Genomic DNA, 24854 nt, shown 5'->3' on the forward strand with positions numbered 1-24854 from the left:
CCCGACATCATGCCAGCGCTGGCGGCCGCGCGTCTGTGGGGAAACCCATCCCAGGCCTGTGACGCAAACAAGACGGTAGCTCCAGGGCGCTGCACCAGAGGGGGAGCAGAACCCAGGGCACCGCGGAACCGGCTCCGCCGGGCCGCCAGTGCCGCCCCCTTGGGGGGGTGACGCGAAGCGGCGCGGGGGGGTTACCTTCTCAACTTGCCGAAAGCCTCGAACTCCCAGCCCCGCATCGCCAGCACCAGCGTGTAGCCCCCGCGGTCTTTCTCGGCCAGCTTCTGGTCGGTCTGGTGTTGCTGGGCAAAGTCCTGCGCCACGCGCTGCAGCCGCTCCACAAAGATGGGCGCGAGCGCGCGGCTGATCGAGCCGTGCACCAGCAGCAGGCCCTCGCCGGAGCCGTCGAAGCCGCCGGCGAAATAGTCGAGCAGGGCGTGGTCGCGAAAGTAGTTCATCACCGGGCCGTGCGGCCGCCAGCGGAAGGTCTTGGCGAGCTTGAGGCGGTAGCGGTTGAGTGGGCGCAGCTCGATGATGCCGATGCGGTCGAGCTGGGCCAGGCAGCTCACGCACTCGGCCTCGCTGAGCCGGTAGGCCGCCGTGATCTGCTCCAGCGTCCACTGGCTGAGCACGCAGATCGCCACCAGCAGCAGCTTCTTGTCGGCCACCACGGCGCGCTCCTGTTCGGCCGTCATCTCGCGCAGCAGCGGCTGGGCGTCGGCCACGCGGCGCGCGAGATCGGCGAAGTCCAGCTTGAGCGCGCGGCAGATCTCGTCCACGCGCGAGAGCGACATGTCGCCCTTGGCCAGCATGCGCTTCACGCTCGACTCCGCCATGCCCATGGCCCGTGCCAGGTCGGCGTAGGTCATCTGCGCGGTCTTGAGTTCCTTCTTCAGGGCGGTGACCAGGTCCTGGGTGGTGCTCATGGGAGTGCCTTCGTGCGGATTAGGTATCGAATACAGATACCTTGGGTTGGATGTTGGAGCACTGTATCGAAATTTGACCCGTTTTGGCGCCCACCGGTCGGACACTGCGCCCCGGTCTCGCCCTTTGTCCCTGTGTTTCACCGGCCCATGCGCCACCGGAGTGCCGATATGTCCTTGTCCGCCCGATCTGTCACCCGCCGACCCACCACCCTGTGTGTGCTGCGAGCCATGCCCCTGTCACCGATCGGGCAGCGGCTGGTGACCCGGGGCACCGCGCTGCTGGTGCTCTGGCTGCTGGCCGTGATCGCCGGGCCGACCTGGCTGGCGCACAGCGGACTGGCGCTCAGCGCCCATGGACACGCCGCGCTGCATGCCCACGGCCATCCTTTCGTGGACACCCGAAGCCTCTGGGGCGTACCCAATTTCATGGACGTCTGGACCAACGGGGCGATGGGGGTCGCGGGTCTGCTGGGCGGATGGGCGCTGCTGCGCGTTGGCCCCTGGGCGCCGGGTACCCGGCTGGCGCTGGCCGTGTTCTTCGGCGGTCTGCTGGCCACGTGTTTCGGCTCCGCCTGGTACCACTGGGCCCCCCATGCCCACGGCCTGGTGCTTGACCGCATGGGCATGGCGGTCACCTTCGCCGGTGCGCTGGCGCTGGTGGTGGCCGAGCGCGTGGGGCAGAAACCCGCGGCGTGTGTGATGCGCCTGACGCTGGTGGTGGCGCTGCTCTCGGCCGCGATGCCGCTCACCCACGGCAATGTGTTGCCCTGGGCCGTGGTGCAGTTCGGCGGCATGGCGCTCATGGCCTGGCTCGCCCTGCACAAACCCAGGGCCGGCGCTCTGGGGGTGCGCCTCGGCGTGCTGATCGGCCTGTATGCGCTGGCCAAGCTGCTGGAGCTGGGCGACGAAGCCGTTTTTCACGCCACCGGCGACGGGGTGTCGGGCCACAGCCTCAAGCACCTGGTGGCCGGTCTGGCCGCCTGGCCGGTGCTGCGGGCGATGCGGCAGAATGCGCGGGCAACGGGCCGCGGCGCGGCGCCCTCGGAACCATGATCACAAGAATTCTGGAGGAGATCCGCATGAGCAGCCCAGCCACCACGTCCGCCGGGGTCCCCACGGCCCCCACCGGCCATGCCAGTCCCGGCGCCCATGAGGGCGGCCAGTTTTCACTGCTGGGCCAGCGCCGCTTCGCCCCCTTCTTCTGGACGCAGTTTCTCGGCGCGGCCAACGACAACCTGTTCAAGTTCGCCTTCACCGTGCTGGTGACCTACCAGCTGCAGGTGCAGTGGCTGCCGGCCGACCTGGCCGGGCTGGTGATCGGGGCGCTGTTCATCCTGCCCTTTCTGCTCTTCTCCGCCACCAGTGGCCAACTGGCCGACAAGCTCGACCGCCGCTGGCTGTTCATCTGGCTCAAGCGCATCGAGATGGGCATCATGGCCATCGCCGCCTGGGGCTTCTTTGTGCAGAACATCCCGGTGCTGCTGGCCTGCATCTTCCTCATGGGCTTGCAGTCCACCGTGTTCGGCCCGGTCAAGTTCGCCTACCTGCCGCAGCACCTGAGCGAACGCGAGCTCACCGGTGGCAACGGCATGGTCGAAATGGGCACCTTCGTCGCCATCCTGCTCGGCAACGTGGCGGGTGGCCTGATCATCGCCGTGCCCGAGATCGGCGCGCACCACGTGGGCTTCACCTGCGTGGCGCTGGCCGTGCTGGGCCGTGTGGCGGCGCACCACATCCCCGCGTCACCGGCCATGGACCCGGGGCTGGTCATCAACTGGAACCTCCTCACCGAAACCTGGCGCAACCTGCAACTGGCCCGCCAGACCACGGTGGTGTTCCGCTCGGTGCTCGGCATCAGCTGGATGTGGTTCTTTGGCGCCGTGTTTCTCAGCCTCTTTCCCGCGTTCGCCAAAGACGTGCTGCACGGCGACGAACAGGTGGCTTCGCTGCTGCTGGTGGTGTTCTCCATCGGCATCGGCACCGGCTCGCTGCTGTGTGAAGTGCTCAGCCGCCGCCATGTGGAGATCGGCCTCGTGCCGCTCGGCGCCATCGGCATGACCGTGTTCTCGGTCGACCTGTATTTCGCCACCCGCGGACTGCCGCCCGCCAGCGGCCTGGGTCTGGGCGCCTTCATGGCCGACGCGGCGCACTGGCGCGTGCTCGCCGACCTGGCCCTGCTCAGCCTGTTCGCCGGGCTCTACAGCGTGCCCATGTACGCGCTGATCCAGATGCGCAGCCAGCCCACGCACCGCGCCCGCATCATCGCCGCCAACAACATCCTCAACGCGCTGTTCATGATCGCCAGCGCGCTGATCGCTGGAGCCCTGCTGCAGGCCGGTTTCACCATTCCGCAGATGTTCCTCTTCGTCGGCCTGGCCAACGCCGTGGTGGCGTTCTACATCTTCCTGCTGGTGCCCGAGTACCTGCTGCGCTTCGTGGCCTGGATCGCTTCGCGCTTCGTTTACCGCTTCAAGGTGGCGGGCGACGCCCACATCCCCACCCAGGGCGCCGCCGTGCTGGCCTGTAACCACGTGAGCTTTGTCGACGCGGTGCTGTTGATGGCCGCCAGCCCCCGGCCCATCCGCTTCCTGATGGACCACCGCATCTTCAGGGTGCCGGTGCTCGGCTGGCTGTTCAGGCTGGCCAAGGCCATCCCCGTGGCGCCGCAGAAAGAAGACCCCGCCGCCTACGAAGCCGCGTTCGCTGCCGCCGCCCAGGTGCTGCGCGAAGGCGATCTGCTCGGCATCTTTCCCGAGGGCGGCATCACCCGCGACGGCACCCTGCAACCTTTCAAAGGCGGCATCGCCAAGATCCTCGCGCAGGCCCAGGCCGACGGTGTGCCGGTCAGCGTCATCCCCATGGCGCTCACCAACTTGTGGGGCTCGTACTTCAGCCGCGTTGAGCTGGCGGGCGGCGAACCCACCGCCATGGTCAAACCGTTCCGGCGCGGCGTGTTCAGCCGCGTGGGGCTGAATGTGGGCGAACCGGTGAAAGCTGGAGCGGTGACGCCAGAGGCCTTGAGGGATCGGGTGGCGGGCCTTCTCGGCAACTGAGCTGCCTTGGCCGGCGGCCTGCACAGCGGGCGCCCGATTCAACCGGGCGTTGGGGGGTGATCGGCGCCACAGGTCTCCAGAACCACCCGGCGCAACCACATGTGTGCCGGGTCCGCCTGTTGCCGCGGGTGCCAGAACAGGGAGATGGAGAACGCCGGCACAGGAAATGGCAGCGCGAAGCTGTGCAGATCGCCGCGAAGGTTCTCGGTGTGGCGTTCGGGCACGCAGGCGATCAGGTCGGTGCCGCGTGCGAGCGCCAAGGCTGCGACGAAGCCGCTGGTGATGGTGGTCACGTTGCGCTGCCATCCGAGGGGTGTCAGCGCATCGTCGACCGGGCCACCGACCACGCCGCGGCGGGACACGGCGATGTGGCGACCCTGGGCGAATTGTTCTGTCGTGATGCGCGCTTCGTGTTGCAGCGGATGCCCGTGGCGCACCACGCCGATCCAGCGGTCGCGGAACAGGGCCTGCGCGCGGATTTCCGGTCCCATCGTGGAGCCCACCACCCCGGTCTCCAGATCAACCGCCCCATCCCGCAGCGCCGTGCTGCTCTTGTCGGGCTTCTGGACAAAACACAGGCGCACATTCGGCGCCTCTTCGGCCACCCGCTGGATCAGCGCTGCGCCGAAGTTTTCGACAAACCCCTCACTGCTGCGCAGCGTGAACGTCCTGGCCAGTTCACCCAGGTTGAGGGCGTTCAGGGGGCGCATGACCGCCTCGATCTCCTGCACCAGGGGGCCGATGCGCTCACGCAGTTCCAGCGCGCGGGGCGTGGGCACCAGGCCGCGCCCGGCCCTGACCAGCAGCGGGTCCCCTGTGGTTTCGCGCAGGCGGGCCAACGCGCGGCTCATCGCCGAGGGGCTCAGCTTCAGCCGTTGGGCGGCGCGGGCGACGTTCTGTTCGGACAGCAGCACGTCCAGGGTCAACAGCAGGTTGAAGTCGAGCGGGGTCATGCCGGAAACATAGCACGCGCGCCCCACACATGGCGTTGGCTGCATGGGTTGATTGCGCGGCACGCGCCTTCCGCCAGCACGACCCGCTCCCTAGCATCGGGGGATCCTTTTTCCGGAGCCCGACATGTCTCTTCCTACCTCCCTCGAAGCGGCCCCCGCCACCGCCGCCACCTCCTCGGCACCGGCCCTGAAGCGCGTGCTGTTCAGCCTGTCCTTGTCGATGCTGCTGTCTTCACTGGGCACCAGCATTGCCAACGTGGCCCTGCCCACCCTGACGCAGGTGTTTTCCGCGTCGTTTCAGGCGGTGCAATGGGTGGTGCTGGCCTATCTGCTGACCATCACGGTGGTGATCGTGACGGTGGGCCGCCTGGGCGACCTCGTGGGCCGGCGCCGGCTCATGCTGTGGGGCCTGGTGGTGTTCACCCTGGCGTCGCTCGCGGGCGGTGCGTCAACCACCCTGTGGCAGTTGATTGCTGCCAGAGTGGTTCAGGGCCTGGGTGCCGCCACCATGATGGCGCTGAGCATGGCCCTGGTCAGCGAGCGGGTGCCCAAGCACCAAATGGGCAGCGCCATGGGCCTGCTGGGGACCGTGTCTGCGGTGGGCACCGCGCTGGGCCCCACCCTGGGCGGCCTGTTGATCGGTGTCTGCGGCTGGAACGCGGTGTTCTGGGTCCATGTGCCGCTGGGGCTCCTGGCGCTGGTGATGGCCTACCGCCACCTGCCACCCGACCAGGCCTCTAACGCCGCGAAGCCCGTGCGTTTCGACCCCGTCGGCACGGTGCTGCTGGCCCTCAGCCTCGCGGCCTACTCGCTGGCCATGACGCTCGGGCGCGGCGCGTTCGGCCCTGTCAACGCGGGTCTGTTGCTCCTGGCCTTGCTCGGCCTGGGCGCCTTTGTTTTCGCCGAGACCCGGGTGGCAGCGCCTTTGGTGCGGCTGTCGACGTTCCGCCACCCGGTGATGGCCACGGGCTTTGCGGCGAGCGCGCTGGTCACCACCGTGGTGATGGCCACCCTTGTGGTGGGACCGTTCTACCTGGTGGGCGCGCTCCAGCTGGACGCGACACACATGGGGCTGGTGATGTCGGTCGGCCCGGCCGTGGCCGCCGTGTTCGGCGCGCCGGCCGGCCGCCTGGTGGACCGGGTGGGCTCGCAGCCGGTGGGCGCGGCGGGGCTGGTCACCATGTTCCTGGGCGCCGCCACGCTGCCGATCGCGGCCACCACCTGGGGCGCAGCCGGCTACGCGGGCGCACTCGGTTTCATCACGGCGGGCTACGCCAGCTTCCAGTCGGCGAACAACACCGCGGTGATGGCCAGCGCCACGGCGGGCGCGCAACAACTGACGGCGGGCCTGCGCCTCACGTTTCTCGTGGCGGCGGCATTGGTGGCATTGGGTGGTTTGCTCACGTGGCTGGGCGCCACCGCTTCGCGTCGCATCACACCGCGTGCAGAGGCCCAGGCTTGAACCGTGGACCGGGCGGTCGCCCGCCGGCCAACGGGCGACCGATCCAGGTCGAGGGCGAACGATGCCTTTGACGGGCGGTTCAGACGCAGTGGGTCAAAAAGTATCGGATGTCGATCCTGAAAGTTCGATTTTTTGATTCCAGTAGTCAAATCTGACATCGGATACCTGCGCCCATCCCACCATCGCGCCATGTTCAACAACCTCACGAGGTTTCACATGGCAAGCACCCGTTCCCCCCTCATCGTGATGCGCGACACCCGCGCCTGGCAGCTCCAGGTCTGGGTGTCGTTCGGCCTTGCGGTGTTTCTCTGCGCCACCGGCCTGGCCTACCTGCCGGGGCAGGCGCTGGACCGAGCGTTCATGGTGATGGGCTATGTGTTCTGCCTGTCCACGGTTTTCGTGTTGTCCAAGGCGGTGCGCGACACGCAGAAGGCGCAACAGTCCGGCGAGGCCGAGACGCCGATGTGGCGCCTGGTGGTCTGGGGCGGTTTCGGTGTGGCGATGGGGCTCACGCTCTGGGGCCTGCTGCGCATGCAGATCGATCAGACCTACAAGGCCTATCTTGGCGTGAGCTGGCTTTACCTCGTGACCTCGGCGTTCACGCTGGCCAAGACGCTGCGCGACCGCCACGAGGCAGACCTGTCCGAGGCGCATGTGGCGGGCCGCCAGCAGGCGCTGGCCGAACGCTCGGTGGCTGCTGCTCAGGCGGTGGCCTGAAGCGGCTTTTCTTTCCCCCTCTTTGATTGACCCGGTTTCCTTTTCAGGAGCAATGACATGACACGTTCTTATCTGACCCAGACTTTTCTCGCCGCCGGCCTGGCGCTGGCTTTGGTCGCCGGCCCGGCGCGGGCGCAGAGCGAGGCGTCGCTGGTGCTCTCGGCTTTGCCGGTCGCCTCGGTGGTGGGGGTGGCGGGCAGTGCCGCAGCGGGCGCGGTGGCGGTGAGCGCGCTGCCGGTGGCGCTCACGGTGAGTGGCGCGGTGCTGGTGGTGAAGGCGGTCGAGGTGTCGGCGCGCGGCACGGTGATCGTGCTGGAGCGGGCGTCCGACGGCGCACGGGCCAGTGTGGAGCTGACGGGGCGCGCCGCCTCGGGCGTGGCGGCCAGCGTGGGCACGGCGGTGGCGGTGAGCGTGATCGGCACCGGCGTGTTGCTCTCGGCAGCGGGCGAGGTGCTGTGCTTCATCCCCAACGAACTGGGGCGCGCTCTTCTCCACAACGAACGCATCACTTATTGATGGAGGGAGCACCATGAACAAGACGTTTCAGGCGATTCCCACAGCGCTGGCCCTGGCCGCCGCGCTGCTGATGGCGCCTGTCGCACACGCCGGCCGCTCCTGTGAGCCGCGGCCGCTGACGCCACAGACCCTGACGCAGGGCCTGGCGCTGGCGCAGCAGACGGCGCAGGCGCTGGACGCGGAGTTCGCCCGCAGCGGCGCGCGCGTGGTGGTGCTGGGCCGCGCTGGGCAGGACCTGGGCAAGTACCAGCTGCGCTATTCGCACCTGGGCTGGGCCTACAAGACGGCCGAGGGGCCGTGGCGCGTGTTGCACAAGCTCAACCAGTGCGGCACTTCCACCGGCTCGATCTACCGCCAGGGCCTGGGCGAGTTTTTTCTGGACGACCTTTGGCGGCACGAGGCGGTGTGGTCGGTGCCGGCGCCCGCGCTGCAAGCGCCACTGCTCGCGCTGTTGACCGACCCGGCGCGCAGCCTGCGCCTGCATCAGCGCGACTACAACATGGTGGCCTACGCCTGGGGCACGCGCTACCAGCAGTCCAACCAGTGGGCGCTGGAGACGCTGGCCATGGCCGCCGAGCCGGGCCTGACCACGCGGCAGCAGGCGCAGGCCTGGCTCGGCTTCAAGGGTTACCAGCCGAGCACGCTGCGCCTGGGCGCGCTCACGCGGCTGGGCGCCAGCGCCAGCTCGGCGCACATCCGCTTCGACGACCACCCGAACGCCAAGCGCTTCTCGGACCGCATCGAAACTGTGACGGTGGACTCGGTGCTCGACTGGTTGGCGCGCACGGGCCTGGGCTCGGCGCCGCAACGGATCGCGCTGTGAGCGCGGTCACAATGCCTTCGATTACTTTGCACTGGAGGGAAACAACATGAGCAAGACCCTGCGTCTGTCCGAAAAGTGGTTCCACCGCGGCCTCTGGCTGGTGGCCTTCCTGTTTGCCTGGTTCCTGACCGGGCTGGGCAGCACCATCGTGGGTGACCTGCCGCAGGTGGAACAGACCCGCTCGCTGGAAGACTTCATGGACCCGCAGCGCACGCCCGCGCTCAAGGACTCCATCAAAACGGCAGAGCGTGCAGCCGAGGAAGCACAGGCCGAGCTGGAGCAGGCGCAGCTCAAGCTGCAGACAGCGCGCGCGGACAACCGCGCCGCGCGCGAAACCTTCGACAACTGGCTCGCCACGCGCAGCGTGACGCAGCGCTCGGAACAGGACGACGAGGTACTGGTGCGCACGCGCGAGCTCGACGGCTTGCGGCAGGCCGAACGCGCGGCGTTCTCGGCGGTCGAGCGGCAGCAACAGGCGGCGCTGGACGCGCGCCAGGCGCAGGAACGCGCGCAGGCCGAGCTGCGCACCCTGCAGAACGGTGCACGCGGCGCCTTTGTGGAGGCGCAGCGCGCGCAGGAGCTGCGCGTGTTCGGTTACCGGCTGGCGCTCACGCTGCCGCTGCTGGTGCTCGCGGGCTACCTGTTCAAGAAGCACCGCAAGGGCTCGTCGTGGCCGTTCGTGTGGGGCTTCATCTTCTTCGCGCTGTTCGCCTTCTTCGTCGAGCTGGTGCCCTACCTGCCGAGCTACGGCGGCTACGTGCGCTACATCGTGGGCATCGTGCTCACGGTGATCGGCGGGCGCTACGCGATCCAGGCGCTGCAGCGCTACCTGGAGCGACAGAAGCAGGCCGAGGCGCAACCGGCACAGACCCGCCAGCGCGAGATGGACTACGACCAGGCGCAGGCGCGCATGACGAAGAACATCTGCCCGGGTTGCGAGCGCATGGTGGACATGAAAGACGGCAAGACCGACTTCTGCCCGCACTGCGGTCTCTGCCTGTTTGACCACTGCGGGCACTGCAGCACACGCAAGAACGCGTTTGCGCGCTACTGCTTCTCATGCGGGACGTCGGCGAAGGAGCCTGTTGCCGAACCGGGGGGCCCCGAAGCAACCACGGCCTGACGCTCAGCGCGGGGTGCCTTGCTCTTCTCGGATCAGCCGTTTCATCGCCCACAGCCCGAGTGCCGGGCCGAGCGCCAGCCAGGGCAGCAGCGCGCCCAGGCTCACCGTCTGCGACAGCGAGACGAACAGCAGGATGCTCACGATGGAGATGCCGAAACCGATGCTGTTGGTGAGCGTGAGCACGCTGCCCACGGCCTGCGGCGGCGCGTTGCGCGCGGTCAGCGTGGAGAACTGTGGCGAGTCGCCCGAGACGGTGATGCCCCAGAGCACGAGCCAGCTGTAGAACAGCGGCGCGGGTGCGTCGATGACGAAGGGCGTGGCCAGGCAGCAGAGCCCGCTGGTGGCGAGCTGCGCCGAAGCCACGCGCGCGCTGCCCCAGCGCTGTGCCACCCAGCCGCCGCCAGCGCAGCCGATCGCGCCCGCGCCGAGCACCCAGAACGCGGCCCACGACAGATCGGCACCCTGCAACCGGGTGGCCAGCACCAGCGGCACCATCACCCACACGGTGTAGAGCTCCCACATGTGACCGAAGTAACCGAGTACCGAGGCGCGCACGCGGCCATCGGTCCACAGCGCACCGAGCGCGCGCCACTGCAGCGTGGTCACGCGGGCATGGGCGTGCGGCGGGTCGCCGGTGCCGAAGAACAGCAGCAGCCCACCCGCCGCCGCGAGCGCGGCCACGCCGAGCATCAGCGTGGGCCAGGGCAGGGCGCCGCTCAGCGCGCGCAGCGCGTGCGCGCTGGCCGAGCCGAGCACCAGCGCACCGATCAGCAGGCCGAGCGCGCCACCGAGGCCCTTGGTGTACCACTGCGCCGCGATCTTCATGCCCACGGGGTAGATGCCGGCGAGGAAGACGCCGGTGAAAAAGCGCCAGATCAGCAGGGCTTCGTAGTGCGTGACCATGGCCCAGGCGCCCACGGTGCAGGCCGCACCCGCGAGCGCGCAGAACAGGAACACGCGCCGGGGTGCAAAGCGGTCGGCAATCGCGAGCAGGGCAAAGACCAGGGTGCCGACGATGAAGCCGAACTGCAGCGACGACGTGAGCGGCCCCACGGCACTGGCCGGCCAGCCCAGCTCGCGCTGCAGATCGGGCATGACCGCGTTGACCGCGAACCAGAGCGAGGTGCCGGCGAACTGCGCCGTCACCAGCACGGGCAGGATGTGGCGGGGGACATGGGGCTGCGTCATGGCGCGCAGCTTAAACGCGCACTGCGGGAAGCATCTGCCGCGCAGGCGTCAGACCCCGCGCGCCCGATCGGCCCTGAACCGCCCGCGGAAGGCTTCGAAGCGCCCGGCGTCCAGCGCCTCGCGCACCTCGCGCATGAGGTTCAGGTAGTAGTGCAGGTTGTGGATGGTGGCCAGCATGGGGCTGAGCATCTCGCCGCAGCGGTCCAGGTGGTGCAGGTAGGCGCGGCTGAAGCCGTCGCGCCCGCCATCGTCCCAGCTCACGCCGGCCTTGCCCGCGCAGGCGTGGCAGGTGCAGGTGGTGTCCAGCGGCTGGTGGTCGGTCTTGTGGCGCGCGTTGCGGATCTTCAGATCACCGAAGCGGGTGAACAGCGTGCCGTTGCGCGCGTTGCGCGTGGGCATGACGCAGTCGAACATGTCCACACCGTCGGCCACGCCCTGCACCAGGTCCTCCGGTGTACCGACGCCCATGAGGTAACGCGGCTTGTGCGCGGGCAGGCGGTGCGGCGTGTGGGCCATGATCTGCAGCATCTGTTCCTTGGGCTCGCCCACGCTCACGCCGCCGATGGCGTAGCCAGGGAAGTCCATTTCCACCAGCGCTTCCAGCGATTCCTGGCGCAATTGCTCGAACATGCCGCCCTGCACGATGCCGAACAGCGCGTTGGGGTTTTCGAGCCGCTCGAACTCGTCCTTGGAGCGCACGGCCCAGCGCCGGCTCATCTCCATGCTCTTGCGCGCTTCGAACTCGGTGGTGAGATGGCCGTTGGTCTCGTAGGGCGTGCACTCGTCGAGCTGCATCACGATGTCGCTGTTCAGCCCGGTCTGGATCTGCATGCTGACCTCCGGCGACATGAAGAGCTTGTCGCCATTGACGGGCGAGGCGAAGTGCACGCCTTCCTCGGTGATCTTGCGCATGGCGCCGAGCGACCAGACCTGGAAACCGCCCGAGTCGGTGAGGATGGGTTTGTTCCATTTCTCGAAGCCGTGCAGGCCGCCGAAGCTGGCCATGACCTCGCGGCCGGGCCGCATCCAGAGGTGGAAGGTGTTGCCCAGGATGATCTGGGCGCCCATGTCTTCGAGGCTGGCGGGCATGACGCCCTTGACCGTGCCGTAGGTGCCCACGGGCATGAAGATGGGGGTCTCAACCACGCCGTGGTTGAGGGTGAGGCGGCCACGGCGCGCGTGGCCTTCGGTCTTGAGCAGTTCGAACTGGAGCATGGGGCGAATTGTCGCCGAGTGCAGCAACGCTCAAGCCCGGCACCGGGCGCGAGCCCGTGCCCGAACCAGCACACGCCGTGGAACCGGCTTTGCCGGGCCACCAGCGGGGTCCCCCTTTCGGGGGGAAGCCGCGGAGCGGCGCAGGGGGGGTTACTTCAACCCGAGGATCCAGGCGACGAGTTTGCCGGCGTCGGCTTCAGAGATGGCGACCTTGTTGGGCGGCATCGCCAGACCGCTGACCTTGTCTTTCCAGTGGCTCTCGTACGGGCTGGAGCCGGCGAGCACGGTGGTGGTCAGCTGTTTGTGCGCGTCGCTCTGGCCCTTGTATTTGGCGGCCACGTCGCGCCAGGCAGGTCCGATGGGCGGCAGGCCACCCGGGCCTTTGGCGCCCGGCTCGATGTGGTGGCAGGCCATGCAGCCGCTGTTGGTGGCGAGCTTCAGGGCCGCCGCGTCGTCGCCTGCAGCAGCCCAGACGGGGGCAAGCAGCAGGGTGGTGGTGAGGGTGAGCAGAAGGCGTTTCATGGGCCGTTTCTCCGGGTGCGTGAAGGGAATGCACGCAGGCTAGCAGGCCGAAATACCTCAAACTTGATCTTTGTCAATGCGGTTGGCGTGCGTCTCAAATCGAGACACGAACGCCGATTCTGGCGACGAACGGGTCGTCTCAGGGGCGTCACACGGGTGTTGGCATTGCGCGGGCTGCGAGAGCGGGGTGGGGTGGTCGTCGGAGCTGTCCCAGCCCCAGGCCAGCAGCACCGCCAGAACGAGTGACAGGAAAAGGGCCACACCCAGACGCACCAGCATTTCAATCACGAGACCACCTGCAGCAATATTTTTCGAAGCCCATGATTGTGACGGCAGCCTGGGTGGGGTGCCCTGCATGCCGCCGGAATCAAGCGCTTTCCGGTGCGCCAAAGTGCATCACGACCAGTGCACGCAGCCACTGGTGGCCGGGATCGCGGTGCAGCTGGGCGTGCCAGAGCTGGGCGATGTGGCTGGCGGGCAGCTTGAGGGTGAGCGGGCGGGCGACGAGGCCAAAGGGCGCGGTCACGCGATCGGCAAAACGCTCGGGCACGGTCGCGATCAGATCGCTGCCGCCCAGCACATGGCCCAGCGCCACGTAGTGCGGCACCGTCAACCGCACCGTGCGCGTCACGCCCAGCCGCTCCAGCGCAGCGTCCACCAGGCCGTGGCCGGTGCCGGTCGAGACCACACGCACGTGGCTGGCCTGGCGGTACTGCGCGGCGGTGATCTGCGCCCGCGCGGCCAGTGGATGACCGGCGCGCATGAGGGCCACGTAGTGCTGGCGAAACAGCGTCTGCTGGAAAAAGCCGGCCTGCAGCTGCGGCAGCAGGCCCAGCGCCAGATCGACCCGCCCACTGGCCATGTCGTCGCGCAGCGAGGCGTCGGCCACGGGAACGCACTGCAGGGTGACGCGTGGCGCCGCTTGCGCCAGCGCGTCCACCAGCACCGGCAGGAAATAGGTTTCACCGACGTCGGACATCGCCAGCGTGAAGCAGCGCTCGCTGGTGGCTGCCTCGAACGAGGCGCGCACGTTCAGGGCTTCGCGCAGCGTGTCCAGCGCCTGCGCCACCGGGCCGGCGAGCTGCAGGGCGTACGGCGTGGGTTCCATGCCGCCCGGCGTGCGCAGGAACAGCTCGTCGCCCAGCAGGCCACGCAGGCGGCGCAAGGCGTTGCTCACCGCGGGCTGGCTCAGGCCCAGCGCTTCGGCCACGCGCGAGACGCGGCGCTCGCGCAGCAGCCGGTGAAACACGACAAGCAGGTTGAGATCGAGGTCGGACAGTTCCATGGCGACCATTATTCCATTGGTGAATACAGGCTATCACCTGAATTCGATTGCCGGATGGCGGTAGCTTCGCCATCATGGCCCCCGTCAGCCACAAGATCAGGAGACAGACCATGGACACCGAAACCCGGCCAGCAGGCCCGGACGCCTTGCACTGGGAAGGCGGAGGCACCAGCCGCATCCCCTTCGCCGTCTACACCGATCAACAACGCCACCAGCGCGAGATGGAGCGCTTCTTCTACAAGGGCCACTGGTGTTACGTGGGCCTCGAGGCGGAAATTCCCAATGCGGGCGATTTCAAGCGCAGCGTGGTCGGCGAACGCTCGGTCATCATGACGCGCGCCGCCGATGGCGCGGTCCACGTGGTGGAAAACGTGTGCGCCCACCGCGGCATGCGTTTCTGCCGCAAACGCCACGGCAACCAGACCGAGTTTGTCTGCCCCTACCACCAGTGGAGCTATGCGCCCAATGGCGACCTGCAGGGTGTGCCGTTTCGCCGCGGCGTTCGGCAGGACGGCAAGGTCAACGGCGGCATGCCGGCCGACTTCAACCCCAAGGACCATGCGCTGACGAAGCTGAAGGTGGCGGTGCGCGGCGGCGTGGTGTTCGCTTCGTTCGATCACGAGGTCGAATCGCTCGAAGACTACCTGGGACCAACCATCCTCAAGTACTTCGATCGCCTGTTCAACGGCCGCAAGCTCACCATCCTGGGCTACAACCGCCAGCGCATCCCCGGCAACTGGAAGCTGATGCAGGAGAACATCAAGGACCCGTACCACCCCGGCCTGCTGCACACCTGGTTCGTCACCTTCGGCCTCTGGCGGGCTGACAACAAGAGCGAGCTGCGCATGGATGCGCACCACCGTCACGCGGCCATGATCTCCACGCGCGGCAGCATGGGCCAGGCCAGCGGCCAGGCGGCGCAGGTGACGCAGGTGTCCAGCTTCAAGGCGGCGATGGAGCTGGAGGACAAACGCTTCCTGGACATCGTGCCCGAGCCCTGGTGGCAACTCGGTGAACAAATGCCTACAGCGGTGATGACCACCCTGTTCCCCAGCGTGATCTTCCAGCAGCAGGTCAACAGCGTGAGCACGCGCCACATCCAGCCCGACGGCCACGGCGCCTTCGACTTCGTGTGGACGCACTTCGGCTTCGAGGACGACACCGCCGAGATGACCGAGCGCCGCCTGCGCCAGGCCAACCTGTTCGGCCCGGCCGGTTTCGTGAGCGCCGACGACGGCGAGGTGATCGAGTTTTCGCAGCAGGCTTTCGAGAGCAAGCCCCAGCACCGCGCACTGGCCGAGCTGGGCGGTCGCGAGGTGGGTGAGACCGATCACATGGTGACGGAGACGTTGATCCGCGGGATGTACGAATACTGGCGGAAAGTCATGGAAGCCCCGGAGGTCAAACCATGAGCGCGCTGGTCAAAGTCGAGTTCGATACCTGGCAGGCGCTGCAGCAGCTCTACAGCGACTACGCGGCCGCCGTGGACAGCGGGCAGTGGGCGCTGTGGCCCGACTTCTTCACGGTGGGTGGCGTCTACAAGCTGCAGCCGCGCGAAAACCATGAGCGGGGCTTTCCGCTGTCCACGCTGGCCTTCGACAGCCAGGCCATGCTGCGCGACCGGGTGTACGGCATCCAGGAGACGCTGTTCCACGACCCGTACTACCAGCGCCACGTGGTCGGCGCGCCGGTGGTGCGCGAGGTGGATGCGGAGGGGCGGTTGCATTGCGAGGCCAACTACGCGGTGTTCCGCACCAAACTCGATGGCTCGAGCACGGTGTTCAACGTCGGGCGTTACCTCGACATCGTCGTCAACACACCCAACGGGTTCAAGTTCGCTCAACGTCACTGTGTGTACGACAGCGAAATGATCCCCAACTCCATCATCTACCCCATCTGAACAGGATCACCTTCATGAGCAACTGGACCGACGTGGCCGCCGAGGCCGATCTGTTTGAAGGCGCTGGCATTCCGGTGGCGCCGGGCGGACGCGACATCGCGCTGTTCGCGGTGGATGGCGAGGTCTTCGCCACCGACAACATCTGCACCCACGGCCACGCCAGGTTGTGCGACGGCTTCGTGGAAGGGCACGAGATCGAGTGCCCCCATCATCAGGGCCGCTTCGATCTGCGCACCGGCGATGCCACGTTGGCGCCCTGCACCGAGGCCATCAAGGTCTGGCCGGTGAAGGTGGAAGGCGGGCGCGTGTTCTTAGACTTGACCCCGGCCTGACCGTTCCAGCAGCATGGCGTCGCCGTAGCTGAAGAACCGGTAGCCCTGCGCCACCGCGTGGCGGTAGAGCGCCATCACGTGGTCGTGGCCAGCGAAGGCGCTGACCAGCATCATCAGCGTGCTCTTGGGCAGGTGGAAGTTGGTCACCAGCACGTCCACCACCTGAAACTGAAAACCCGGGGTGATGAAGATGTTGGTGTCACCGCTCGTTTCGCCGGAGCGCGCCCAGCTTTCCAGCGTTCGCACGCTGGTCGTGCCCACTGCGACCACGCGGCCACCGCGCGCGCGGCAGTCGGCAATCGCATGGATGGTTTCGGGCGGGATCGCGTAGCGCTCGTGGTGCATCACGTGGTCTTCGATGCGCTCAGTCTTCATGGGCGCGAAGGTGCCCGCGCCCACGTGCAGCGTCACATTCGCGCGCTGAACGCCGCGCGCATCCAGCGCGGCCAACACGCCTTCGTCAAAGTGCAGCGCGGCCGTGGGCGCGGCGACGGCACCCGGCACGCGCGCGAACACGGTCTGGTAGCGGCGCTCGTCGTCGGCATCGTCGGTGTGCGTGATGTAGGGCGGCAGCGGCACGTGGCCGTGGCGCGCCATCAGCTCGTAGGGCGTTTCGCCCGCCGGGCCCTGCAGGCGCAGGCGGAAGAGTTGCCCTTGTTCATCGGGCCAGCGACCGATGAAGACGGCGTCGAAACCGCCTCCCTTCAGCCCACCGGCCAGGTGCAGCAAACCACCGGGCTGCGGCTTCTTGCTCACGCGGATATGCGCCACAACCTCCTGCCCCGAGCCGTCGCTGGCCTCGTGCGGCAGCAGCACGCGCTCGATCAGGATCTCGAACTTGCCGCCGCTGCCCTTCTCGCCGAACAACCGGGCCTTGACCACCTGCGTGTCGTTGAAGACCAGCAGGTCGCCGCTGCGCAACTGGCTCGGCAGCTCGCGAAAGATGCGGTCCACCGGCTGGGCTCCCGTGCCGTCGAGCAGGCGCGAGGCGCTGCGTTCGGCGGCGGGGTGCTGGGCAATCAGTGCGTCGGGAAGCAGGAAATCGAAGTCGGCGACGGTGAAGGCGCGGACGGCGGGAGGCGGGGAAGGATTCATGCTGCTTGAGGGCCGGACAAGGCCCGTTCCAAGTGAAAGTGACGAGAGGGGTGGATAAAAAGACAGGCAGAATTGTCCCATGCCCGACGCCAAGCCAGCCCCCGCCCAGGCGCTCTCTGCTCCGCAGAAAGCCCTGCACAAACTGGGGCTCACGCGCGACATCGACCTGGCGCTGCACCTGCCGCTGCGTTACGAAGACGAAACCCGCGTGGTACGTCTGACCGATGCGCGCGACGGCCAGACCGTGCAGGTCGAAGGCACGGTGACGCACCAGGAGATCACCATGCGCCCGCGCCGCCAGCTGCTGGTGACGCTGGACGACGGTTCCGACACCTGCACCCTGCGTTTCTTCAGCTTCTACCCCTCGCACCAGAAGGCGCTGGCCGTGGGCGCTCGCGTGCGGGTGCGCGGTGAAATCCGCGGTGGCTTCATGGGCCGCACCATGATGCACCCGGCCTTTCACGCGGCCGGCGGCGAACTGCCCGATGCGCTCACCCCGGTCTACCCCACCAGCGCCCAGTTGCCCCAGGCCTACCTGCGCAAGGTGGTGGCCAGCGGGCTGGCGCGCGCCGACCTGTCCGAAACCATCCCGCCCGAACTGCTGGGCAGCCTGCAGCGTGTGGTGCACGGCACCTGGACCCTGCGCGACGCGTTGCGCTACCTGCACCACCCGGGGCCGGACGTGTCGCTCGACGCGCTGGAAGACCGCAGTCATCCGGCCTGGCAGCGGCTGAAGGCGGAGGAGCTGCTGGCCCAGCAGCTCTCGCAGCTGACGGCCAAGCGCGAGCGCGATGCCCTGCGTGCGCCGGTGTTGCGCACGGCGCCGGGTGGGCTGCACGAACAGCTGTTGGCCGTGTTGCCCTTCGCGCTGACCGGTGCGCAGCGCCGCGTGGGCGAGGAGATTGCGCGCGACCTGGCGCGCCCCGTGCCCATGCACCGCCTGCTGCAGGGCGACGTGGGTTCGGGCAAGACGGTGGTGGCCGCGCTGGCCGCCGCCATCGCCATCGACTCGGGCTGGCAGTGCGCGCTGATGGCGCCCACCGAGATCCTGGCCGAACAGCATTTCGCCAAGCTCATCGGCTGGCTGGAGCCGCTGCTCGCGCCGCTGGGCAAACGCGTGGCCTGGCTCACCGGCAGCCAGAAGAAAAAGCAGCGCACCGAGATGCTGGCCCTGATCGCCAGCGGTGAGGCCGCGCTGGTGGTGGGCACCCACGCCGTGATCCAGGACCAGGTGGTGTTCCAGAACCTGGCGCTGGCCATCATCGACGAGCAGCACCGGTTTGGCGTGGCGCAGCGCCTGGCGCTCAGATCGAAGATGACCGAAGGCGACGACGGGCAATCGCGCGAGCCGCACCTTCTGATGATGAGTGCGACGCCGATTCCCCGGACCTTGGCGATGAGCTACTACGCCGACCTGGACGTCTCCACCATCGACGAGCTACCGCCCGGTCGCACGCCCATCGTCACCAAGGTCGTGTCGGACCAGCGGCGCCACGAGGTGATCGAACGCATCCGCGCGCAGGTGGCGCAGGGGCGGCAGGTGTACTGGGTATGTCCGCTGATCGAAGAGAGCGAGGCGCTGGACCTGTCGAACGCCACCGAGACCCACGCGGAGCTGAGTCAATCCCTTCCGGGCGCGCTGGTCGGCCTGCTGCACTCGCGCATGCCCGTGGCCGAGAAGAAGGCGGTGATGTCGCTCTTCACCAGCGGCCACATGGGCGTGCTCGTCTCGACCACCGTGATCGAGGTCGGTGTGGACGTGCCCAACGCCTCGCTGATGGTGATCGAACACGCCGAACGTTTCGGCCTGAGCCAGTTGCACCAGCTGCGAGGCCGTGTGGGGCGCGGTGCGGCGGCGTCGGCCTGCGTGCTGCTCTACACGCCACCCGACGGCGGGCGCCTCGGTGAAACCGCGCGCGAACGCCTGAAGGCCATGGCCGAGACCAACGATGGTTTTGAAATTGCCCGCCGAGATCTCGAAATCCGCGGCCCGGGCGAGTTCATGGGATCACGCCAGTCGGGTGCGGCAATGCTGCGTTTTGCCGACTTGGCCACCGATGGCCACCTGCTGGATTGGGCCAGAACGGCGGCGGCACAGATGCTGCAACGGCATCCCGGCGCCGCCGAACGACACATTGCTCGCTGGCTCGGCAGCAAGGCGGAATATCTGAAAGCTTGAGAACACCGGTCCGTGTCCGGCGAAAGTGCCTGCACCCAGGATGCCGTGGAACCGGCTCCGCCGGGCCACTGGCATCACCCCCTGGGGGGTGACACCGCAGGCGGCGCGGGGGGCAATGCCCGCGGCGCGGGGGGATCCCCTCCCCGTGGCGCGGGGAGAGCAAAATACCCATATGACGCTCACCGAACTCAAATACATTGTGGCCGTTGCGCGCGAGCGGCATTTCGGCAAGGCGGCCGAGGCCTGTTTTGTCTCGCAACCGACGCTCTCCGTGGCGATCAAGAAGCTCGAAGAAGAGCTGGAGCTCAAGATCTTCGAACGCAATGCGAGCGAAATCGCGGTCACGCCGCTGGGCGAAGAGATCGTGCGCCAGGCGCAGACCGTGCTCGAACAGGCCGCCGGGATCAAGGAGATTGCCAAGCGTGGCAAGGACCCGCTGGCTGGCCCGCTGCGGCTGGGGGTGATCTACACCATCGGGCCGTATCTGTTGCCGAATCTGGTGCGCCAGGTGATCGAGCGCACGCCGCAGATGCCCTTGATGCTGCTGGAGAACTTCACCACCAAACTGCTGGAGCAGCTGCGCCTGGGCGAGATCGATTGCGCCATCCTGGCCGAGCCGTTCCCGGACACCAACCTGGCCATCGCGCCGCTGTACGACGAGCCGTTCCTGGCGGCGGTGCCGGTCGGGCACCCGCTGGCGCAGCAGAAATGTGTCACCACCGAAGAGCTCAAGCGCGAGACCATGCTGCTGCTGGGCACGGGTCATTGTTTCCGCGACCATGTGCTGGAGGTCTGTCCCGAATTTGCCCGGTTTTCGAGTGACACCGAGGGCATCCGCAAGAGCTTCGAAGGCTCGTCGCTGGAAACCATCAAGCACATGGTGGCCGCCGGCATGGGCGTGACCCTGGTGCCGCGCCTGTCGGTGCCGAGCTCGGCGCTCGATGGGGCACCCAACGCGGGCCAGGACTTTGGCGATTCGTCCTTCGTGCGTTACCTGCCGTTTGAGGGCGAGGCCCCGACCCGGCGCGTGGTGCTGGCCTGGCGGCGCAGCTTCACGCGTTACGAAGCGATCGCCGAGTTGCGCAATGCGGTGTACGCCTGCGAGTTGCCGGGCGTCAAACGGCTGTCTTGAGTTGAACTCCCCCTGCGCCGCTTCGGATCTTCCCCCCAGGGGGACCACACCAGCAGCCCGGCGGAGCCGGTTCTGCGGTGTGCTGAATGATCCGGCGCGCCCACGCACTTGCTGAGTTTTATGTTGATGTCGCGTCTGAATCTCTATCTTGATCTGATCCGCTGGAACCGCCCGGCGGGCTGGCTGTTGCTGCTGTGGCCTTCGCTGGGGGCCCTCTGGGTGGCGGCGGGTGGCTTTCCCGGCCTGCACCTGCTGCTGGTCTTTGTGCTCGGCACCATCCTCATGCGCAGTGCCGGTTGCTGCGTCAACGACGTGGCCGACCGCGAGTTCGACAAACACGTCAAGCGCACCGCGCTGCGCCCGGTGACCAGCGGGCGTGTGGGCGTGAAAGAAGCGCTGGGCGTGGGCGCCGCGCTGGCCTTGGTGGCCTTCTTGCTGGTGCTGACCACAAACGTCACCACCATCGCCTGGTCGGTGCTGGGCCTGGTGCTGTCGATGGTCTATCCCTACGCCAAGCGGCACGTGTCCATGCCGCAGGCGGTGCTGGGCGTGGCCTTCAGCTTCGGCATCCCCATGGCCTTTGCGGCCGTGAATGGTGGGCCGGCACTGGAGCTGTTCTCCGGCGCGGCGCACTGGAACGCGCCGGGTTTCTGGACGGGCGTCTGGCACAGCGTGCCGCCGCTGGCCTGGGTGCTGATGGCGGGCAACCTGTTCTGGGTGCTGGCCTACGACACGGAATACGCCATGGTGGACCGCGATGACGACCTGCGCATCGGCATGAAGACCTCTGCCATCACGCTGGGCGACGCCGACGTGCCGGCGGTCACCGCGTTTTACCTGGTCTTCCTGGGCATCTGGACCGCTGCGCTGTGGTCCGTGGTGAACCCCTGGGTCTGGGGCGCCATGCTGGTTGTGGCATTGGCCCAGGTGGCCTGGCACTTCCACCTGATCAAGGACCGCACCCGGGACGGCTGCTTCAAGGCCTTCCGCCTCAACCACTGGCTGGGTTTCACGGTGTTCGTGGGGGTGGTGCTGGGGGTGTGAAGGTGCTTTGCGGGTGTGATCACGCTCGAGCGCGACGTGCCCCAACCCAGCATGCGGCGGAACCGGCTTTGCCGGGCCGCTCGCATGGCCCCCTTGAGGGGGTGACGCGCTGAAAGCGCGGCGCGGGGGTGAGCCTCTATTTGCCGAATTCGGCGCCCAGCTCCGCTGCGCGCTTCTGGGCCGCGAACAAGGCGCCCTCGAACTTGGCTTTCACACCGCTGGCCTCCATCGACGTGATCGCCGCGTAGGTGGTGCCGCCCTTGGACGTGACGCGCTCTCGCAGCGTCTGCAGCGGTTCGCTGGAACGTTGTGCCAGGGTGGCCGCGCCGATGAAGGTGCCGATGGCGAGCTGCTGCGCCACCTCCGGCGCGAGGCCCATGCGGGCACCAGCATCGCGCATGGCTTCGAGGAAATAGAAGACGTAGGCCGGGCCGGAGCCGGAGAGCGCGGTCACCGCGTCCAGGTCCGACTCCACGTTCACCCACACCAGCTCGCCGGTGGTGCGGACCACGCGCTCCACCAGCGCACGGTCGGCGTCCGAGACGGCGGCGCGGGCCATCAGCCCGGTCATGCCCAAGCTGACCAGGGCGGGCGTGTTGGGCATGGCGCGCACGATGCGCTGCGTCTGCAGCCAGCCGGCCATGCTCTCGCTGGTGATGCCGGCGGCCACGCTCAGGTGCAGGGCGTTGCCCAGGAACGGCTGGCTGGCGAGCGCCGCGTCCTTGAAGGTCTGCGGTTTCACCGCCCAGACCACGAGATTCGAGGGCTTCAGCTCAGCGCTGGCGGCAGGCAGGATGGACATGCCCGGGAACTGCTGCGCCAGCTTGGCGCGCTGCTCGTCCCAGGGTTCGACCACCTGCAGGGCACTGGTGGGGTGGCCCTGGCGGACCAGGCCGCCGATGATGGCGCTGGCCATGTTGCCGCCGCCGATGAAGGTGATGATGGGGTGGGTGGGTGCGTTCATGTCGCGATTGTCGCCCGAGGCTTCAAGCGGTCGTGGTCTGCCGCACGGCGCGTTCCCACTGCGCCATTTTTTCGGCCGCCCGTTCGCGCGACAGCGTGGGGTGGAAGGTGCGCTCGGCGCGCCACTGTTTGGACAGTTCGTCCAGCCCGGCGTACAGCCCGCTGTGCAGGCCGGCCAGGTAGGCCGCGCCCAGGGCGGTGGTTTCGATCACCGCCGGACGCACCACGGGAATGCCCAGCAGGTCGGCCTGGAACTGCATCAGCAGGTCGTTGACGCAGGCGCCACCGTCCACCCGCAATTCGCTCACGGGCACGCCGCCGGCCGCGATCGCGTCGCGGCTCATCGCTTCGAGCAGGGCCGCGCTCTGGAACGCGATGCTCTCCAGCGCCGCGCGCGCGATGTGGGCCATGGTGGTGCCGCGCGTCAGACCGGTGATGCTGCCGCGTGCGTCGGCTTGCCAATAGGGCGCGCCCAATCCGGTGAAGGCGGGCACCAGCACCACGCCGCCCGCGTCGGGCACGCTCTCGGCCAGGGCCTGCACCTCGCTGCTGGACTCGATGGCGCGCAGCCCGTCGCGCAGCCACTGCACCACCGCACCGCCAATGAACACGCTGCCTTCCAGCGCGTACTGTGGTGCGCCGGGGGGCTGTGCAGTGGCGGTGGTGATCAGGCCGTTCTGGCTGGTCTGGAAACGCTCGCCGGTGTGCATGAGCATGAAGCAGCCGGTGCCGTAGGTGTTTTTCGCCATGCCGGCCGAGAAGCAGGCCTGGCCGAACAGGGCGCTTTGCTGGTCGCCGGCCACACCGCCGATCGCCAGCGGCGCGCCCAGCCATTCGGCCTGGATGTCGCCGAAGTGCGCGCTCGATGGCAGGGCTTCTGGCATCAGGCTGGGCGGGATGTCGAGCAGGGCCAGGAGCTCGTCGTCCCAGCGCTGGCTGTGCACGTTGAACAGCATGGTGCGCGAGGCGTTGCTGATGTCGGTGACGTGGCGCGCGCCGCCCGTGAGCTGCCAGATCAGCCAGCTGTCGACCGTGCCGAAGGCCAGCTCGCCGCGTTCGGCCTGCGCGCGCGCGCCAGGCACGTTGTCCAGCATCCACTGGAGTTTGGTGCCGGAGAAATAGGCGTCGATGCGCAGGCCGGTTTTCTGCAACACGGTGTCGCTCAGGCCACGCTCGCGCAGCTCGGCGCAGGCGGCTTCGGCACGCCGGTCTTGCCAGACGATGGCGTTGTACACCGGCGCGCCGGTGCGCCGGTTCCACAGCAGCGTGGTCTCGCGCTGGTTGGTGATGCCCACGGCGCGGATGTCGCTCGCCTTCAGGCCGGCCTGGGCCAGCGCCTCGCGCGCGGTCTCCAGCTGCGTCGTCCAGAGGTCGCGCGGGTCGTGTTCCACCCAGCCCGGCTGGGGGTAGATCTGGCGGAACTCGCGCTGCGCCATGGCCACCACGTGGCCGTCGCGGTCGAACACGATGCTGCGCGAACTGGAAGTGCCCTGGTCCAGGGCGAGCAGGTAGGTCATGGTCTGTCTCGATAACTTTGTGTGAATCAGGCGGGGTCGTCCGAACGGTCGGCCACCACGCATTCGACGTGGCCCTGCGCCATCAGCTCGCCAAAAGGCGGGGGCGGCGGCGCGTCGGTGAACACCACGTCGATCTCGTCGAGCCGCGCCAGTTCCACCATGGCGGGCCGGTTGAACTTGCTGTGGTCGGCGGCGAGCCAGACCTCGCGCGACTGCTCGACGATGGTGCGCGCCACCTTCACTTCGCGGTAGTCGAAGTCGCGCAGCGTGCCGTCGGACTCGATGCCGCTGATGCCGATCAGGCCGATGTCCACCTTGAACTGGCGCATGAAGTCCACCGTGGCCTCACCCACGATGCCCTGGTCGGCGCCGCGCACCAGGCCGCCGGCCACGATCACCTCGCAGTCGGGGTTGGTGCTCAGCAGCGCGGCGATGTGCAGGTTGTTGGTGATCACCCGCAGGCCGCGGTGACGCAGCAGTTCGTGGCCCACCGCCTCGATCGTGGTGCCGATGTTGAGGATCAGCGAACAGCCGTTGGGCACCCGCTGCGCGATGGCGCGCGCGATGGCGCGTTTGGCGTCGGACTGCATGGCCTGGCGCTGCCGGTAGGCGATGTTTTCGGTGGTCGATCCCGGCAGGCGCACGCCGCCGTGAAAGCGCGAGAGCAGGCCGGCCTCGGCCAGGCGCTGCACGTCGCGGCGCACGGTCTGCAGGGTCACGCCAAACCGTTCGGCCAGGGCTTCGATGGTCTGCGGGCCGCGGGCGCGCACGTCGTCGAGCAGCTGGGTGTGTCGGGGTGCGAGGTTCATACGGGGGGATTCTGAAACAGGACAACCCGAACATAACGGAAATCAAATTTTTGCTCTTAAGGGTAAATACCGAATAAAAAAGAACATAAACGAACAATAGAAT

The 24854-nt window shown here is 67.9% G+C and carries 24 protein-coding genes; 13 read left to right on the plus strand and 11 right to left on the minus strand.

The window, feature by feature from the left end; genetic code table 11:
- Positions 1-191: 191 nt before the first annotated feature.
- On the minus strand, positions 192-923 hold the full coding sequence (locus tag AC0GNO_RS16080) for a helix-turn-helix domain-containing protein (protein ID WP_226464719.1): 732 nt from the start codon (positions 921-923) through the stop codon (positions 192-194).
- Positions 924-1091: 168 nt separating this feature from the next.
- On the opposite strand from AC0GNO_RS16080, the gene AC0GNO_RS16085 reads away from it, so the two are divergent.
- Both AC0GNO_RS16085 and AC0GNO_RS16090 read left to right on the plus strand, forming a co-directional pair.
- Positions 1092-1976 carry a hypothetical protein gene (locus tag AC0GNO_RS16085; RefSeq protein WP_472904671.1) on the plus strand — a complete coding sequence of 295 codons (885 nt, stop codon included), beginning with the start codon at positions 1092-1094 and terminating at the stop codon, positions 1974-1976.
- A 26-nt stretch (positions 1977-2002) separates the two neighbouring features.
- On the plus strand, positions 2003-3976 hold the full coding sequence (locus AC0GNO_RS16090) for an MFS transporter (RefSeq protein WP_472904672.1): 1974 nt from the start codon (positions 2003-2005) through the stop codon (positions 3974-3976).
- A 38-nt stretch (positions 3977-4014) separates the two neighbouring features.
- On the opposite strand, the gene AC0GNO_RS16095 is transcribed toward AC0GNO_RS16090, so the two are convergent.
- A complete protein-coding gene (locus AC0GNO_RS16095; RefSeq protein WP_472904673.1) occupies positions 4015-4929 on the minus strand; it encodes a LysR family transcriptional regulator in 915 nt (304 codons plus the stop codon).
- A 124-nt stretch (positions 4930-5053) separates the two neighbouring features.
- On the opposite strand from AC0GNO_RS16095, the gene AC0GNO_RS16100 reads away from it, so the two are divergent.
- The 5 genes from AC0GNO_RS16100 (at position 5054) to AC0GNO_RS16120 (ending at position 9570) form a co-directional block, all read left to right on the plus strand.
- Positions 5054-6391 (plus strand): MFS transporter, encoded by a 1338-nt coding sequence (locus AC0GNO_RS16100; protein WP_472904674.1) that lies wholly within the window; start codon positions 5054-5056, stop codon positions 6389-6391.
- A 216-nt stretch (positions 6392-6607) separates the two neighbouring features.
- Positions 6608-7108 (plus strand): YiaA/YiaB family inner membrane protein, encoded by a 501-nt coding sequence (locus tag AC0GNO_RS16105; protein WP_472904675.1) that lies wholly within the window; start codon positions 6608-6610, stop codon positions 7106-7108.
- A gap of 57 nt (positions 7109-7165) precedes the next feature.
- A complete protein-coding gene (locus tag AC0GNO_RS16110) occupies positions 7166-7624 on the plus strand; it encodes a hypothetical protein (RefSeq protein WP_472904676.1) in 459 nt (152 codons plus the stop codon).
- A 13-nt stretch (positions 7625-7637) separates the two neighbouring features.
- Positions 7638-8447: a DUF2145 domain-containing protein gene (locus tag AC0GNO_RS16115; RefSeq protein WP_472904677.1), complete on the plus strand. Its 810-nt coding sequence runs from the start codon at positions 7638-7640 to the stop codon at positions 8445-8447.
- Between the two features lie 46 nt (positions 8448-8493).
- Entirely contained in the window at positions 8494-9570 is a 1077-nt protein-coding gene (locus AC0GNO_RS16120; protein ID WP_472904678.1) for a serine endopeptidase, read from the plus strand.
- Positions 9571-9573: 3 nt separating this feature from the next.
- Here the strand turns inward: AC0GNO_RS16120 and AC0GNO_RS16125 are convergent, their stop codons facing one another.
- The 5 genes from AC0GNO_RS16125 to AC0GNO_RS16145 form a co-directional block, all read right to left on the minus strand.
- Positions 9574-10758, minus strand: a complete 1185-nt coding sequence (locus tag AC0GNO_RS16125) for an MFS transporter (protein ID WP_472904679.1) — start codon at positions 10756-10758, stop codon at positions 9574-9576.
- A gap of 48 nt (positions 10759-10806) precedes the next feature.
- A complete protein-coding gene (tgt, locus tag AC0GNO_RS16130; RefSeq protein WP_472904680.1) occupies positions 10807-11973 on the minus strand; it encodes a tRNA guanosine(34) transglycosylase Tgt in 1167 nt (388 codons plus the stop codon).
- Between the two features lie 150 nt (positions 11974-12123).
- Positions 12124-12495 carry a c-type cytochrome gene (locus AC0GNO_RS16135; RefSeq protein WP_472886825.1) on the minus strand — a complete coding sequence of 124 codons (372 nt, stop codon included), beginning with the start codon at positions 12493-12495 and terminating at the stop codon, positions 12124-12126.
- 57 nt (positions 12496-12552) lie between these two features.
- Positions 12553-12852 (minus strand): hypothetical protein, encoded by a 300-nt coding sequence (locus AC0GNO_RS16140; RefSeq protein WP_472904681.1) that lies wholly within the window; start codon positions 12850-12852, stop codon positions 12553-12555.
- A gap of 10 nt (positions 12853-12862) precedes the next feature.
- Positions 12863-13780 carry a LysR family transcriptional regulator gene (locus AC0GNO_RS16145; protein ID WP_472904682.1) on the minus strand — a complete coding sequence of 306 codons (918 nt, stop codon included), beginning with the start codon at positions 13778-13780 and terminating at the stop codon, positions 12863-12865.
- 110 nt (positions 13781-13890) lie between these two features.
- On the opposite strand from AC0GNO_RS16145, the gene AC0GNO_RS16150 reads away from it, so the two are divergent.
- From AC0GNO_RS16150 to AC0GNO_RS16160, 3 genes are read left to right on the plus strand one after another with little or no spacing between them, the layout of a single operon-like run.
- A complete protein-coding gene (locus AC0GNO_RS16150) occupies positions 13891-15192 on the plus strand; it encodes an aromatic ring-hydroxylating dioxygenase subunit alpha (protein WP_472904683.1) in 1302 nt (433 codons plus the stop codon).
- Positions 15189-15680, plus strand: a complete 492-nt coding sequence (locus AC0GNO_RS16155) for an aromatic-ring-hydroxylating dioxygenase subunit beta (RefSeq protein WP_472904684.1) — start codon at positions 15189-15191, stop codon at positions 15678-15680. Before AC0GNO_RS16150 ends, AC0GNO_RS16155 begins: the two co-directional genes overlap by 4 nt.
- A 14-nt stretch (positions 15681-15694) precedes the next feature.
- Positions 15695-16012 carry a non-heme iron oxygenase ferredoxin subunit gene (locus tag AC0GNO_RS16160; protein WP_472904685.1) on the plus strand — a complete coding sequence of 106 codons (318 nt, stop codon included), beginning with the start codon at positions 15695-15697 and terminating at the stop codon, positions 16010-16012.
- On the opposite strand, the gene queA is transcribed toward AC0GNO_RS16160, so the two are convergent.
- Positions 15992-17107, minus strand: a complete 1116-nt coding sequence (gene queA, locus AC0GNO_RS16165; RefSeq protein ID WP_472904686.1) for a tRNA preQ1(34) S-adenosylmethionine ribosyltransferase-isomerase QueA — start codon at positions 17105-17107, stop codon at positions 15992-15994. The genes AC0GNO_RS16160 and queA overlap by 21 nt on opposite strands.
- Positions 17108-17186: 79 nt before the next feature.
- On the opposite strand from queA, the gene recG reads away from it, so the two are divergent.
- From recG to AC0GNO_RS16180, 3 genes are all read left to right on the plus strand, one after another.
- Positions 17187-19286, plus strand: coding sequence for an ATP-dependent DNA helicase RecG (recG, locus tag AC0GNO_RS16170; RefSeq protein WP_472904687.1), 2100 nt, complete (start codon positions 17187-17189; stop codon positions 19284-19286).
- A gap of 172 nt (positions 19287-19458) precedes the next feature.
- A complete protein-coding gene (locus AC0GNO_RS16175; protein ID WP_305359907.1) occupies positions 19459-20418 on the plus strand; it encodes a hydrogen peroxide-inducible genes activator in 960 nt (319 codons plus the stop codon).
- 120 nt (positions 20419-20538) lie between these two features.
- Positions 20539-21462 (plus strand): 4-hydroxybenzoate octaprenyltransferase, encoded by a 924-nt coding sequence (locus AC0GNO_RS16180; protein ID WP_472904688.1) that lies wholly within the window; start codon positions 20539-20541, stop codon positions 21460-21462.
- A 136-nt stretch (positions 21463-21598) separates the two neighbouring features.
- Here the strand turns inward: AC0GNO_RS16180 and proC are convergent, their stop codons facing one another.
- The 3 genes from proC to AC0GNO_RS16195 are packed head-to-tail and all read right to left on the minus strand — an operon-like array spanning position 21599 to position 24751.
- On the minus strand, positions 21599-22426 hold the full coding sequence (proC, locus tag AC0GNO_RS16185) for a pyrroline-5-carboxylate reductase (protein WP_472904689.1): 828 nt from the start codon (positions 22424-22426) through the stop codon (positions 21599-21601).
- Between the two features lie 22 nt (positions 22427-22448).
- A complete protein-coding gene (gene glpK, locus AC0GNO_RS16190) occupies positions 22449-23942 on the minus strand; it encodes a glycerol kinase GlpK (RefSeq protein WP_472904690.1) in 1494 nt (497 codons plus the stop codon).
- 26 nt (positions 23943-23968) lie between these two features.
- Entirely contained in the window at positions 23969-24751 is a 783-nt protein-coding gene (locus AC0GNO_RS16195; RefSeq protein ID WP_472904691.1) for a DeoR/GlpR family DNA-binding transcription regulator, read from the minus strand.
- Positions 24752-24854: the final 103 nt, after the last annotated feature.

The sequence above is a fragment of the Hydrogenophaga sp. L310 genome (genome assembly GCF_055703065.1).

Bases quoted from the DNA above. Each gene is read 5' to 3' on its own strand.
- AC0GNO_RS16175 (WP_305359907.1), top strand. From the start codon at position 19,459: ATGACGCTCACCGAACTCAAATACATTGTGGCCGTTGCGCGCGAGCGG.
- tgt (WP_472904680.1), bottom strand. From the start codon at position 11,973: ATGCTCCAGTTCGAACTGCTCAAGACCGAAGGCCACGCGCGCCGTGGC.
- AC0GNO_RS16145 (WP_472904682.1), bottom strand. From the start codon at position 13,780: ATGGAACTGTCCGACCTCGATCTCAACCTGCTTGTCGTGTTTCACCGG.
- recG (WP_472904687.1), top strand. From the start codon at position 17,187: ATGCCCGACGCCAAGCCAGCCCCCGCCCAGGCGCTCTCTGCTCCGCAG.
- queA (WP_472904686.1), bottom strand. From the start codon at position 17,107: ATGAATCCTTCCCCGCCTCCCGCCGTCCGCGCCTTCACCGTCGCCGAC.
- AC0GNO_RS16115 (WP_472904677.1), top strand. From the start codon at position 7,638: ATGAACAAGACGTTTCAGGCGATTCCCACAGCGCTGGCCCTGGCCGCC.
- AC0GNO_RS16155 (WP_472904684.1), top strand. From the start codon at position 15,189: ATGAGCGCGCTGGTCAAAGTCGAGTTCGATACCTGGCAGGCGCTGCAG.
- AC0GNO_RS16085 (WP_472904671.1), top strand. From the start codon at position 1,092: ATGTCCTTGTCCGCCCGATCTGTCACCCGCCGACCCACCACCCTGTGT.
- AC0GNO_RS16150 (WP_472904683.1), top strand. From the start codon at position 13,891: ATGGACACCGAAACCCGGCCAGCAGGCCCGGACGCCTTGCACTGGGAA.
- AC0GNO_RS16135 (WP_472886825.1), bottom strand. From the start codon at position 12,495: ATGAAACGCCTTCTGCTCACCCTCACCACCACCCTGCTGCTTGCCCCC.
- AC0GNO_RS16160 (WP_472904685.1), top strand. From the start codon at position 15,695: ATGAGCAACTGGACCGACGTGGCCGCCGAGGCCGATCTGTTTGAAGGC.
- AC0GNO_RS16080 (WP_226464719.1), bottom strand. From the start codon at position 923: ATGAGCACCACCCAGGACCTGGTCACCGCCCTGAAGAAGGAACTCAAG.
- AC0GNO_RS16110 (WP_472904676.1), top strand. From the start codon at position 7,166: ATGACACGTTCTTATCTGACCCAGACTTTTCTCGCCGCCGGCCTGGCG.
- AC0GNO_RS16195 (WP_472904691.1), bottom strand. From the start codon at position 24,751: ATGAACCTCGCACCCCGACACACCCAGCTGCTCGACGACGTGCGCGCC.
- AC0GNO_RS16095 (WP_472904673.1), bottom strand. From the start codon at position 4,929: ATGACCCCGCTCGACTTCAACCTGCTGTTGACCCTGGACGTGCTGCTG.
- AC0GNO_RS16100 (WP_472904674.1), top strand. From the start codon at position 5,054: ATGTCTCTTCCTACCTCCCTCGAAGCGGCCCCCGCCACCGCCGCCACC.
- glpK (WP_472904690.1), bottom strand. From the start codon at position 23,942: ATGACCTACCTGCTCGCCCTGGACCAGGGCACTTCCAGTTCGCGCAGC.
- AC0GNO_RS16120 (WP_472904678.1), top strand. From the start codon at position 8,494: ATGAGCAAGACCCTGCGTCTGTCCGAAAAGTGGTTCCACCGCGGCCTC.
- AC0GNO_RS16090 (WP_472904672.1), top strand. From the start codon at position 2,003: ATGAGCAGCCCAGCCACCACGTCCGCCGGGGTCCCCACGGCCCCCACC.
- AC0GNO_RS16105 (WP_472904675.1), top strand. From the start codon at position 6,608: ATGGCAAGCACCCGTTCCCCCCTCATCGTGATGCGCGACACCCGCGCC.
- AC0GNO_RS16180 (WP_472904688.1), top strand. From the start codon at position 20,539: ATGTTGATGTCGCGTCTGAATCTCTATCTTGATCTGATCCGCTGGAAC.
- AC0GNO_RS16140 (WP_472904681.1), bottom strand. From the start codon at position 12,852: ATGCAGGGCACCCCACCCAGGCTGCCGTCACAATCATGGGCTTCGAAA.
- AC0GNO_RS16125 (WP_472904679.1), bottom strand. From the start codon at position 10,758: ATGACGCAGCCCCATGTCCCCCGCCACATCCTGCCCGTGCTGGTGACG.
- proC (WP_472904689.1), bottom strand. From the start codon at position 22,426: ATGAACGCACCCACCCACCCCATCATCACCTTCATCGGCGGCGGCAAC.